At 47.2% G+C, this 11,828-nt stretch carries 7 protein-coding genes, 6 tRNA genes and 2 pseudogenes; 8 read left to right on the top strand and 7 right to left on the bottom strand.

What is annotated here, in order from left to right; genetic code table 11:
• Positions 1–80: 80 nt before the first annotated feature.
• The 4 genes from AC4EVX_RS05220 (at position 81) to AC4EVX_RS05205 (ending at position 575) form a co-directional block, all read left to right on the top strand.
• Positions 81–154, top strand: a tRNA-Arg gene (locus tag AC4EVX_RS05220).
• A gap of 34 nt (positions 155–188) precedes the next feature.
• Positions 189–262, top strand: a tRNA-His gene (locus AC4EVX_RS05215).
• A gap of 50 nt (positions 263–312) precedes the next feature.
• Positions 313–391: transfer RNA gene (locus tag AC4EVX_RS05210), tRNA-Leu, on the top strand.
• A gap of 112 nt (positions 392–503) precedes the next feature.
• A tRNA-Gln gene (locus AC4EVX_RS05205) sits at positions 504–575 on the top strand.
• 300 nt (positions 576–875) lie between these two features.
• Here AC4EVX_RS05205 and AC4EVX_RS05200 read toward each other — a convergent pair.
• From AC4EVX_RS05200 to AC4EVX_RS05175, 6 genes and pseudogenes are all read right to left on the bottom strand, one after another.
• Positions 876–947 (bottom strand) — tRNA-Glu (locus AC4EVX_RS05200).
• Positions 948–951: 4 nt separating this feature from the next.
• Positions 952–1,025, bottom strand: a tRNA-Pro gene (locus tag AC4EVX_RS05195).
• Positions 1,026–1,272: 247 nt separating this feature from the next.
• A pseudogene (locus AC4EVX_RS05190) lies at positions 1,273–1,902 on the bottom strand (ATP-binding cassette domain-containing protein); the annotation flags it as partial.
• 261 nt (positions 1,903–2,163) lie between these two features.
• A pseudogene (locus AC4EVX_RS05185) lies at positions 2,164–2,883 on the bottom strand (ABC transporter permease); the annotation flags it as partial.
• A gap of 68 nt (positions 2,884–2,951) precedes the next feature.
• Positions 2,952–4,058, bottom strand: a complete 1,107-nt coding sequence (locus AC4EVX_RS05180; RefSeq protein ID WP_177978273.1) for an ABC transporter substrate-binding protein — start codon at positions 4,056–4,058, stop codon at positions 2,952–2,954.
• 190 nt (positions 4,059–4,248) lie between these two features.
• Positions 4,249–4,830, bottom strand: a complete 582-nt coding sequence (locus tag AC4EVX_RS05175; RefSeq protein WP_177978274.1) for a YcxB family protein — start codon at positions 4,828–4,830, stop codon at positions 4,249–4,251.
• Between the two features lie 362 nt (positions 4,831–5,192).
• Between AC4EVX_RS05175 and uxuA the strand changes: the two genes are divergently transcribed.
• The 3 genes from uxuA (at position 5,193) to AC4EVX_RS05160 (ending at position 8,704) form a co-directional block, all read left to right on the top strand.
• On the top strand, positions 5,193–6,281 hold the full coding sequence (gene uxuA, locus AC4EVX_RS05170; protein ID WP_177978275.1) for a mannonate dehydratase: 1,089 nt from the start codon (positions 5,193–5,195) through the stop codon (positions 6,279–6,281).
• Positions 6,282–6,336: 55 nt separating this feature from the next.
• Entirely contained in the window at positions 6,337–7,011 is a 675-nt protein-coding gene (locus AC4EVX_RS05165) for an FCD domain-containing protein (RefSeq protein ID WP_177978276.1), read from the top strand.
• An 82-nt stretch (positions 7,012–7,093) separates the two neighbouring features.
• Positions 7,094–8,704 (top strand): mannitol dehydrogenase family protein, encoded by a 1,611-nt coding sequence (locus AC4EVX_RS05160; RefSeq protein WP_177978277.1) that lies wholly within the window; start codon positions 7,094–7,096, stop codon positions 8,702–8,704.
• Between the two features lie 366 nt (positions 8,705–9,070).
• On the opposite strand, the gene AC4EVX_RS05155 is transcribed toward AC4EVX_RS05160, so the two are convergent.
• Positions 9,071–10,024: a LysR family transcriptional regulator gene (locus AC4EVX_RS05155; RefSeq protein WP_490159714.1), complete on the bottom strand. Its 954-nt coding sequence runs from the start codon at positions 10,022–10,024 to the stop codon at positions 9,071–9,073.
• Between the two features lie 258 nt (positions 10,025–10,282).
• On the opposite strand from AC4EVX_RS05155, the gene AC4EVX_RS05150 reads away from it, so the two are divergent.
• Complete coding sequence (locus AC4EVX_RS05150) at positions 10,283–11,719, top strand: aspartate ammonia-lyase (protein WP_177978279.1); 1,437 nt, start codon at positions 10,283–10,285, stop codon at positions 11,717–11,719.
• Positions 11,720–11,828 lie beyond the last annotated feature (109 nt).

The raw sequence follows: 11,828 nt of genomic DNA, 5'->3' as shown, positions 1-11,828 counted from the left end.
TAGAACACCAGCCTTCCAAGCTGGATACGTGGGTTCGATTCCCATCGCCCGCTTCCGAAAAACTTTTGTTTTTCGAGAATGAGTCTGTAGCTCAGCTGGATAGAGCAACGGCCTTCTAAGCCGTGGGTCGGGGGTTCGAATCCCTTCAGGCTCATTACATACCGAAAGGTATGGAAAAATGATATATGGTGGGTATAGCGCAGTTGGTTAGCGCGCCAGATTGTGGCTCTGGAGGCCAAGGGTTCGAATCCCTTTATCCACCCTGAGAAATCCCTTCACGGGATTTTTTTTGTATGATAGGAAATTGTGAAAGCGGGCGTGGCGGAATGGCAGACGCACCAGCCTTAGGAGCTGGCGGGTAACCGTGCAGGTTCAAGTCCTGTCGCCCGCATTGAAAAAATGGCTTAAAATCAAGGATTTTCAGAAGTCGAGTTGCATTTTGTGTTGCAAATTCCTTGATTATAAGGTATAATTACCTCCTATGGTAAAAATGATATGATTATTGGGCTATCGCCAAGCGGTAAGGCACAGGACTTTGACTCCTGCACTCGCGGGTTCGAATCCCGCTGGCCCAGCTAAATAATGAAAGATAGTATAGTATGATTGATGCCATATGGAGAATGAGAGAGTACAGGAATCAACTTTCCTGTGCTCTTTTTCTCTTTATAGGTTTAAGTCTCCGCGAGCGTCGACTTGAATGTTGCTTCCTTTATGTATGGCTATGATGTATGGCTATGCATGGCATGAGATATTTTGTGTGAAGGAGATGCGTTATAGTTCGTTGTAAGACCTGAGGGATTTAGAGATTCAGTTAGAGGATGTTTAGATAACAAAAAAGCTGATACAGAACTCTGTACCAGCTTTTCTCACTTTGATGACCTCATCGGGAATCGAACCCGAGTTTACGCCGTGAGAGGGCGTCGTCTTAACCGCTTGACCATGAGGCCGAAGTCGAGGCGACAAGATTTGAACTTGCGACCTCTGCGTCCCGAACGCAGCGCTCTACCAAACTGAGCCACGCCTCGATTTCTCTTCGTTTCTGAGCTTTTGTTTTGTGCTCTCGAATCGAACTCCTATATACTATCATGGATTTCGCCTTTCGTCAAGCAAAAAAATTAAAAAAATTAAAAAAATTTCAAAATTCCCGAAAAACCTTGAAAAACCGTTGTTTTTCGCAGGAGTTTCCTGCTTAAAAACCTTGAAATCTTTAGGAATCTCTGGAAATCCCCCAAAAATTCCCGAAAAAAATTAAAAATCGGTTCGTATAAATAATTATAAATGAATCACAGTTGCGCCGAGTGCTTCTGCATCTTCTGCCTGATGGGTGGAGATCAGGAGCACTTTTTGTTTTGCAAAAGGTTTCAGAAATTCGATTACTTCCAATCGGGTCTTTTCATCGAGTCCGGTGAATGGCTCGTCCATTAAAAGAATCGACGACGGGGCGAGAAGTGCCCGACAGAGCGCAACACGCCGTTTCTGACCGCCACTTAGTGTCGAGATGGGGCGAAGTATTGCTTCTGGCGGAAGAAGGGCACAGAGCGCCGTATACGCGTTCTGATAGGAAAAGGTGTTGTGGGAGACAAGCATCACGTTGTCGAGAGCACAAAATTCCTCGCAGAGTCGATCTTCCTGAAAGACAGCGGAGAAGCGGGGCAGAGCATCGGAATGGGATCGTGTTTTTCTTGTTTCAAGCTGTGTGTCTGAGGCTTTTATTGGTATGCCTGGGATTTGTGTGCCTATTGTTTGCATATCCAAGGTTTGTGTATCTGTGATTTGTGTGTGCAGGTTCACATTTCCACTGTCAGCAGAGTCAAGACCGAGAAGAATCCGAAACAGAGTTGTTTTTCCACTTCCCGATGGAGCCATGAGACAGAAAATATTTCCCGATCGGAGATTCAGCGAAAGATTTGAGAGAATCGTCTGATCCCCGAAGGATTTGCAGAGATTCTGAATCTCAAGAGAAAATGCCTCGTTTTGGAATGAGTCATTTTGAAATAAGTCGTTTTGGATTGCAGATATTGCAGAAGCTGTGAATCTGCGGGCAGTGAGTTTGTGGAGATCATGAAGATTGTGAACCCTGCGAAAATCATGAAGCCCATGAGGTTTGTGAAGCTCGTGGAGACTGCGATGGTGACAGTGCCGATTGATTTTTTCCGTAAGACCCAGGATCCCTAAAAAAATCCGTTCGGTCAGGAGAGAGATCAGGATGATCATCAGCGTCCATGCAAAGAGATCTGCAGTTGCCAGATAAATCTTTGACATGTAGAGGTGCTCGCCGACGGTGTGGGAGGGAACTCCGATGACTTCTCCTGCAATTCCGGATTTCCAGCCCATTCCAAGTGCAATCCGGCAACCATTTGAAAGATATGGGAAGAGTGCCGGAAGGTAGAGAAAACGGATGCGGTTCGGGAGAGAGAGGTGAAAGACCTTCGCCATCTCAAGCAGTTTTGGATCGGTACTTGCAAGACCGGAGCGTGTATTGACATAAATGATCGGAAACACAACAAAAAAGGAGATAAAAATCGAAAGATTTTCCGAGCCCGCCCAGATCAGTGCAAGAATCACAAATGATGCAACCGGCACGGATTTCATCAGTAAGAGCGGGGGACCGAGGATCTCGCCAAGAAGCGGGAAGCGGAAGGAGAGACTTCCGAGCAAGATTCCCGTAAAAAAGGCGAGCAGAAATCCGCCCATGATTTTTGAGAAGGACATCGCGATCGAAAGCCAGAAGTCCGAGGTGAAAATTTGCATAAAAAGGGAGCGGATCACGTCCGCCGGCCCCGCAAGAAGAATGTCGTTTGCGACGATGGCTGCTGTGATCTGCCAGATGGCAAGCCACGCGAGCACAATCGCCAAAGTTCTCAGAGATAACCGGTGATGCATGAAAACCGCTCCTTTTGTTTGAAATTTTTTCTGTGATTGTCTACGGCTCTGCGACCGTTTGGTTTGTTTTAGTTCTGCTTGGACAGATAGTAAAAATCATCTGCCGGAAGTGCTCCACCTACGGAAGTCGGGTCCTGATCATACAGAACCTGAAGATAACCGCTCAGTGCAGTTTTCATCTCCTCGCCGGTGAGACAGGTGATGTTGCAGAACGGAAGTGCTTTCTGTGCGACCGGTGCTTTCTCGATGATGCCTGCATTTACGATCAGATCTGCGGTCTCATCCGGATTCTCATTTGCAAATGCAGCGGAAGCGCTGTGATCATTTAAGAAAGTTTCAACCTCTTCCGGATGCTCCTCGAGGAACGGGGTGCGGACAACGGTGACACCGGTTACGAGCTGGCTTCCGTTTTCACCTTGGACATTCTGCCACTGCTCCGTCAGATCGAGAACGATCTTTAAGGCCTCATTCTGCATACAGGTTGCGGTGACAAACGGCTGAGGAAGGACGCCTATTGCGTCTGCATTCTCTTTCAGAACAGCGGAAACCTCAGCAGGCTCAGACTTGAATTCGAGGGTGACATCGCTGTCGCTGAGTCCATTTGCGCTCAGCAGGTAATGAAAAACGTAGTCCGGGGTCGTTCCCTTTCCGGTCATGTAGATCGTCTTGCCCTTTAAGTCCGCGATTGACTGGATCGAATCGTCGGAAGCAACGACGTCGAGGACACCGAGGGTATTGATGTCAATGACGGAGATACCGCCCTTTGTCTTGTTATAGAGAACGCTTGCGGTGTTTGCCGGAATCAGGGCGATGTCGAGATCGCCGGAAGCAATCTTGCCGAGAAGCTCATCGGCTGCGGTGACCATTGTGAACTCGTAATTTCTGCCTGCTTCTCCGTTCTCATTCTCATCCATCAGATGAACAAGACCCATAGAGGTCGGTCCTTTCAAAGAGCCGACGCGGACAATACCGTCTGCGCTGTCGGTCGTTTCTGCGGATTCCTGAGATTCGGACTCAGAGGCAGATTCTGCGGACTCAGAAGTCTCGGAAGCAGATGCTGCGCTGGATTCTACTGCCTCGGAAGGTGCGGTCGTCTCAGCAGTCTTCTGACCGGAACATCCGGCAAGGACTGCTCCTGTTGCCAATGCCAAAAGAAATGGTGCGTATTTTTTCATAATGTTTCTCCTCCTTGTAGAAAATGTACTTGCGAAATCTCTCTTGCACTTGCCTTAAAAGCAGGAACAAAGAGATTTCGCGAGCACATAAAACAAATATCTGCGCCCATTATAGCATTTTTTAAAATGTGTGTACAGAATACAGGATCGAAAAACATGAGAAAAAATGATTATTGGTTATATAAATATCTTAAGAATGTCTCCGATCGTGGAGTTTTTCGGTCGGAAGGTTTTCACTCAAAAACTCCCAGAGTGCATCCGCCGACACAGTTGCCTGACCGTCCGGGAGCAGAAATGCCTGACGCTCGGAGGAATAAAAATAGATCGCTCCTTTTACCCGCCATGCGCCTGAGAGGTTGCTCCAGTTCAAGCGGAGTGTGCCCTCGGAAGTGTTTGGGGAGGTCACTGTGATGCCGTCCTCTGCACGGGTGAAATTCAGTGTGTAGACGAGGCGAGGCGGGTCGAGTTTCAGTTTTTTTGCCTGTGCCCGCACAGAGAGATAGAAGTTGAGCAGGTATCCGACGGGGAGCAGAATGCCGATGCCAAGAAGGACATTTCCCATGAGAACCGCCTGATCGGCGTGAGCACGAAAGACGTAGCAGATCAGAGCAAAAAATCCCATGATACAGAAAAAGATGATCGGTGAGCGGAGCCGTTTCTGGCGGATCAGGGTGTCAAACATTGCAAAGTCGCGAAACATCGTCGGTCCGACGCGACAGGGGATTGTGATGATTTCTTCGGATTGATCCGGGGTGGAAGTGTTTTTGTTCATAATAAAAAGTCCTTTCTTCTGAAAATTTTGAAATCTTTAAATCTCTGAAATTGGAGTCTGCAACTCAAATGACAGTTTATGTATGACACAAACGATGCCCAAATTTGACTTGCGTTTTTCATTTCTTTCCCATCATATCGCAAAGTGTAGAAAACAACAATGAAAATAGAAAAAATATTCGTCATAAATACAAAATAAATACTAATATATTAGTTGACCAATGCCGAAAACCATAGTATAATAGGGCTAACAAAAGAAAAGACACACATAAACGAACAAAACAAGAAACATGTACCACGCAATACAGGATATGCAACAAACAACAAAGAAATCTATAAGAATGTGTAAGGAGGAAATGAACAATGAAGATGACATTTCGCTGGTATGGAGAAGGCAATGACCCGATCTCTTTAAAGCAGATCAAACAGATCCCGGGAATGAGCGGTCTGATGGGACTGCTTGACTACAAGGCAGCAGGTGAGGTTTGGACCGAGGAGGAGATCAAGCCGTACATGGAGTACGTTCATGAGGCTGGTCTTGAGTGTGAGGTTATCGAGAGTGTGAATGTCCATGAGGACATCAAGATGGGACTGCCGACCCGTGACGAGTACATCGCAAACTACATCACCACGATCCGCAATCTGGCAAAGTATGGCGTAAAGGTTATTGTATACAACTTCATGCCGGTATTTGACTGGCTTCGTACCGATCTGGCTCGCCTGATTCCGGAGGATGGTTCTAACAGCCTGTACTTCGATGAGAAAGAGCTTGGAGAGATGACTCCGCTTGATCTGGTAAAGAAGACCGCTGAGGACAGCAACGGCTTTACTCTTCCGGGCTGGGAGCCGGAGCGTCTGGCTGAGCTTGAGAAGACCTTAAAGCAGTATGAGAGCATCACTCCGGACGATCTGCGTGCAAACTACAAGTATTTCCTGGATGCGATCATCCCGGTATGTGAGGAAGTTGGCGTGAAGATGGCTTGTCATCCGGATGATCCGGCATGGCCGATCTTTGGTCTTCCGCGTATCGCACACAGCCAGGAGGACTACGACAAGATCTGTGCTCTTCATGAGTCTCCGGCAAATGGACTGTGCCTGTGCACCGGTTCTTTAGGTTCTAACCCGGACAACGATATTCCGGCAATCATCCGTCACTTCGGTGAGAAGAACCGCATCAATGCCATGCATGTCCGCAACGTAAAATACCTTGGCTACCACAAGTTCCGTGAGGCAAGCCACCTGTCTTCCGACGGCGATCTGGATATGTTTGCAATCATGAAGGCAATCTATGACACCTGCCCGGATACCTACATTCGTCCAGACCACGGAAGAATGATCTGGGATGAGGTTGGTCGTCCGGGATATGGTCTGTATGACCGTGCACTTGGAGCAACTTATCTGAATGGTCTGTGGGAAGCCATTGACAAGATGAGCAAAAACGGCGACAAGTAATAAGTAATAGAGAAAAACAAACGCAGACTGCTATCAGGAAAAGGGGGAGTTCGGTATGAAGATTGCAGACCGCCATCCAAGGGAAAATGGAAGAGATTATGCGATGCGAGTCATTCGTGATGGCATCATCAGTCTGGAATTGGAGCCGGGATCTGTGATCAGTGACAGGGAACTCGCGACAGAGATGAACCTTTCCCGGACTCCGGTCCGCGAGGCACTCCTCGAGCTGGCGAAGGTCAAGATCGTGGAGATCTATCCGCAGAGGGGAAGCATCGTGGCGCTGATCGATTACAATCTCGTTGAGGAGGCGCAGTTTATCCGGAGCGTGCTGGAGACGGCGGTGGTACCGCTTGTCTGCCAGAAAGCGACTCCGGATGACATGAAAGCACTTCAGGAAAATATGGATCTTCAGGATTTTTATCATGAGCACAACGGCGAGGAGAAACTTCTTGAGCTTGACAATGAGTTTCACCGGATGCTGTTTCAGATTGCAGGGCGGATGCAGGCATACGAGATGATGCAGAGCATGACGGTTCATTTTGACCGTGTGCGCAGTATGGCAGTTGCCTCTGTGAAGGAACAGCACTGGATTGAGGATCATCGCCAGATCTTAAAGGAGATTCGGGAGAATCATCCGGAGGAAGCGAAAAAGTGGATGGAAAAGCATCTGAGTCGTTATCAGGTTGATGAGACAGATGTGCGGGCAAAATATCCGCAGTTTTTCAAATAGTTTTGAAATGGGTTTCAAACAAATAGGTTTTAAATAAATTTCAAACAGGTTTCGAGTATTCTATTTAGAGGAGAAGTAAGAAATGAAACTGACACTGGAAGGATTAAAAGAGAAGAGCAGTTGGGAAGCAGTCGGTGTGGCACTCCCATCCTATGATGTAGCATCTGTTGCAGAAGAGACAAAGAAAGCGCCAGTATGGGTACATTTTGGAGCAGGAAATATTTTCCGTATCTTCATTGGCGGACTGGCTGACAAGCTGATCTCCGAGGGCGAGATGAACAAGGGAATTACCTGCGTGGAGACCTTTGACTTTGACGTGATTGACAAGATTTATCGTCCATATGACAACCTGGTTCTCGGTGTTACGTTGAAGGCAGACGGTTCTACCGACAAACAGGTGATCGGTTCTCTGACTGAGGCAATCAAGGCACAGGCTTCTGACGAGGCTGAGTGGAATCGCCTGAAAGAGATTTTTGTAAACCCGGTTCTTCAGATGATTTCCTTCACAATCACAGAGAAGGGTTATGCGCTGAAGAATGCAGAAGGTCAGTACTTCCCGTTCATTCAGGCTGATATTGACAACGGTCCGCAGAAGCCGGGCTCTGCAATGGCAGTTGTATGTGCCCTGCTGTTTGAGCGTTACAAGGCAGGAAAGTATCCGTTAGCAGTCGTATCGATGGATAACTGCTCTCACAACGGTGAGAAGCTGATGAGCTCGATTCTGACGATGGCAAACGAGTGGGAGAAGAAGGGCTTTGTCGATGCAGGTTTCGTAGCATATCTGTCCGATGAGAAGCAGGTTGCATTCCCGTGGAGCATGATCGACAAGATCACCCCGCGTCCGGCTGAGTCTGTATGTGAGGAGCTCAAGAAGGCCGGCATCGAGGATATGGACCCGGTGATCACCTCCAAGCGCACCTACATCGCTCCGTTTGTAAACGCAGAGGGACCGCAGTACCTTGTCATTGAGGATAAGTTCCCGAACGGTCGTCCGGCACTGGAGAAGGCTGGCGTATACATGACCGATCGCGATACTGTAAACAAGGTAGAGCGCATGAAGGTAACGACCTGCTTAAATCCGCTTCACACCGCTCTGGCAGTATACGGCTGTGTACTTGGCTATACCCTGATCGCAGATGAGATGAAGGATGCAGAGCTGAACCGTCTTGTTCATGAGATCGGACCGGTTGAGGGAATGCCGGTTGTAACAGACCCGGGTATCCTATCCCCGAAGGATTTCGTTGATGAGGTTATCAATATCCGTATCCCGAACCCGTTCATGCCGGATACGCCACAGCGTATCGCAACCGATACCTCCCAGAAGGTAGGCATCCGTTACGGCGAGACAATCAAGTCCTATGTTGCAAAATACGGCGATGCAAAGAAGCTGACTGCAATCCCGTTAGCAATTGCTGGTTGGTGCCGTTACCTGCTCGGTGTTCAGGATGATGGCGAGAAGTTTGAGCTGTCCGCAGATCCGATGGCAGGAGATCTGACCGCAGAGCTGGCAGGCATCGAGGTAGGAAAGCCGGAGACCTATACCGGTCAGCTGAAGGCAATCCTCTCCAACGCAAACATCTTTGGAATTGATCTGTATGAGGCTGGAATCGGTGAGAAGATTGAGGAGATGTTCAAAGAGGAGATCGCAGGAACTGGTGCAGTTCGTGCAACTCTGAAGAAGTATCTGGCGTAAAGCGTGCAGAGGTTTGAGTGAAATTATAGAATGAGTGAAACAGTTCTTTGAGTTTCTGTTTTTATGTTAAAAAAGTCGGGATAAAATCTATTGTGTGGATTTTATCCCGACTTTTTGCTGTACCATAATAAAGAAATGGTGTTATCGCTGAATATATTGTTCGTTGCATCGATAAATTTTTGCACAAAAATAACCGCCATGGCAAGTAGCGGTTACTTTTGTTAATTTCCATACAGGGACAAGATATAGTCATTTATCTATGACATATATAGTTATATAAACTATATGATTATATGTTAAGTGTTCCCTGAGCATATGAAACCCGCTTTGTTAGTTAAAAATAAATCCGCATGGTTCATCACAGGTTTATTTCTGCTCTGTCTGCGGGACGATTTTCAGGAATTCCCGAACGGCAAGTGGCTGGTAGCGGTTTCGGCGGTAATAGAAATAGACGTCACGGGAAGCATTCTGATTGTCGAGTTTGTAGAAAAGAAGAGACTCCTCTTCTGGTACATGGCGGATCAGAATGTCACCACAGAAGGAGACACCCATCCCGTAGCGGGAGAGGTTGTAGGCAGTGATCTGCTGTTCGGCCTCCAGCTTGATTTTCGGGATGAAATGACCGCTGTTTAAGCAGATTTTTTCGGCGCGGGTGCGGGTGTCATTTCCGCTCTTTAGAAGGAGAAACGGGGCATCCTCAAACGTCTTCAGCGGAACCGGAGGAATCCGGGAACTCAAATGGCGATTTTCCCGAATATCCGAGGCGGTCAGAGCATAATTGCGGACATGCTCGTTTTGTGGGAAACGGGCGGGAACGGCGAGAAGCAGATGCTCCTCACAGAAAAATTCACTTCCGTAGACGGAGGCATCGAGTGCCTGATTGTCGATCAGCAGATCAAGCGTTCCGGTATAGAGTTTCTCTGTCAGCTCCGCGGTAGATGCCTCAACGAGATCAATGTGAATCGCCGGAAATTTCTCGGTAAATCGGGACAGAATCGGCGGAAGTACATAGGAGGCAAAGAGATTTGTACCTCCGATTGAGAGAGAACCGCTCTTTAATTCCTGCATGTCATTGATATAATTTTGAAATCCGTTTTCCACATCCATAATTGTCTCGACTGCGCGGATGTATTCCCGACCGAGTTCAGTCAGCTGGATCGGATTGCAACTCCGGTCAAAGATCGGAAATCCGATCTGTTTTTCTTCTTTTTTGACAGCCGCGCTCAGTGAGGGTTGGCTGATATAAAGGTTTCGTGCCGCTTTTGAAAAATTCATTTCTTTGTATACTTCGTAAACGTATCGCATTCCAAGAAAAGTCATAAAAGTCTCCCAATATCCATGATGTACAAATTTTATAGATGAATGTATTATAGACAAATATCTATATAAATTATCCTGTTATAAGTATTTGAAAATATTGTAAGCAGATTTTATACTGATGTCAAGGGCAGAGATAAAATGGGGATCTCTGGTCAGATAGAAAAAAGACAGAGAAGAAATTAAAAAAGAAATTAAAAAGAAGATTAAAAAGGAAATTAAAGAAGACAGACAAGAAGAGAGATAAGGGAGAGACATAAGATGAAAGACGAGCAGATCAAATATAGATTGGAGCATGATTCGATTGGAGAAAAGGAAGTTCCGGAGGATGCGTATTATGGCGTGCAGACGCTCCGCGCCCATGAAAACTTTTCAATTACGGGACTTAAAATGCATCCGGAACTGATCAACAGTGTGGCGCAGATCAAGAAGGCGGCAGCGATCACAAATTTTGAGGTCGGGGAGCTGGACAAGAAACGCGCAAATGCGATTGTGCAGGCATGTGATGAAATCATTGCGGGAAAACTGCATGATCAGTTTATCGTAGATCCGATTCAGGGCGGTGCGGGAACTTCCCTGAATATGAATGCGAATGAGGTGATTGCAAACAGAGCGATTGAGATTCTCGGTGGAAAGAAGGGCGATTATTCGATCGTCAATCCGAATGATCATGTCAACTTCGGTCAGTCGACGAACGATGTCTTCCCGTCCTGTGGAAAGATGGCAGCGCTCAAGCTGATCACGAATGCACAGGAACAGCTCAAGCGTCTTGATGAGGCACTGACGGCGAAATCCAAGGAATTTGACTCAGTGATTAAGATGGGAAGAACTCAGCTTCAGGATGCCGTTCCGATCCGTCTCGGTCAGGAGTTTCACGCATATGCATCCGCAATCAAGAGAGACATCCGACGGTTTGAGAATGCGAAAGAAGAGATCCGTTGCCTGAATCTTGGCGGTACGGCAATCGGAACCGGACTCAACGCAGATGTGCAGTATTATCGCCGTGTCGTAAAAAATATGTCGGCACTGACCGGAGAGGATCTCGTGCAGTCCTATGATATGATTGATGCGACCCAGAATCTTGACAGCTATGCATCGGTGTCCGGAATCGTGAAGAACTGTGCAGTCAACCTCTCGAAGATGTGCAACGATCTGCGCCTGATGTCGTCCGGTCCGCGCACCGGATTTGGAGAGATTAACTTGCCGGCAAGACAGAATGGATCGTCAATCATGCCGGGAAAGATCAATCCGGTTATCCCAGAAGTTGTAAACCAGGTTGCATTTAACATTATCGGAAATGATATGACAATCACGATGGCAGCGGAGGCAGGACAGCTCGAGTTGAACGCATTTGAGCCGATCATTTTTTATAACCTGTTCCAGTCGATTGAGACGCTGACATCCGCAGTTAGAACGCTTGTGGACAACTGCATTGTGGGAATCACGGCAAACCGGGAGCACTGCAAGGAGATGGTGGAAAACAGCATTGGAATTATCACGGCAATCTGCCCGTATGTGGGATATGAGACGGCAGCCAATATCGCAAAAGAGGCGCTGAGAACGAACCAGTCGGTCAAGAAACTGATTCTTGAGAGGGGACTCATGGATGAAGATCAGTTGAAGACAGTTCTCGATCCGTTCACGATGACGGAGCCGGGAATCTCTGGAAAAGATCCTCTTGAGCAGTTGAAGAATTAAAAATCAGGATGTTGAGAGTAAAATAAAAAGATTGATTGCGAATGATGAAATCAGAACCACAGTCATAAAAAGCAATGAAATCAGAATCGAATCATAAAAAATAGTTCCA

Source organism: Brotaphodocola sp. (assembly GCF_983179755.1).
This window is presented reverse-complemented; position numbering and strand designations above follow the sequence as displayed.

Bases quoted from the DNA above. Each gene is read 5' to 3' on its own strand.
- AC4EVX_RS05150 (WP_177978279.1), top strand. From the start codon at position 10,283: ATGAAAGACGAGCAGATCAAATATAGATTGGAGCATGATTCGATTGGA.
- AC4EVX_RS05165 (WP_177978276.1), top strand. From the start codon at position 6,337: ATGAAGATTGCAGACCGCCATCCAAGGGAAAATGGAAGAGATTATGCG.
- uxuA (WP_177978275.1), top strand. From the start codon at position 5,193: ATGAAGATGACATTTCGCTGGTATGGAGAAGGCAATGACCCGATCTCT.
- AC4EVX_RS05180 (WP_177978273.1), bottom strand. From the start codon at position 4,058: ATGAAAAAATACGCACCATTTCTTTTGGCATTGGCAACAGGAGCAGTC.
- AC4EVX_RS05160 (WP_177978277.1), top strand. From the start codon at position 7,094: ATGAAACTGACACTGGAAGGATTAAAAGAGAAGAGCAGTTGGGAAGCA.
- AC4EVX_RS05175 (WP_177978274.1), bottom strand. From the start codon at position 4,830: ATGAACAAAAACACTTCCACCCCGGATCAATCCGAAGAAATCATCACA.
- AC4EVX_RS05155 (WP_490159714.1), bottom strand. From the start codon at position 10,024: ATGACTTTTCTTGGAATGCGATACGTTTACGAAGTATACAAAGAAATG.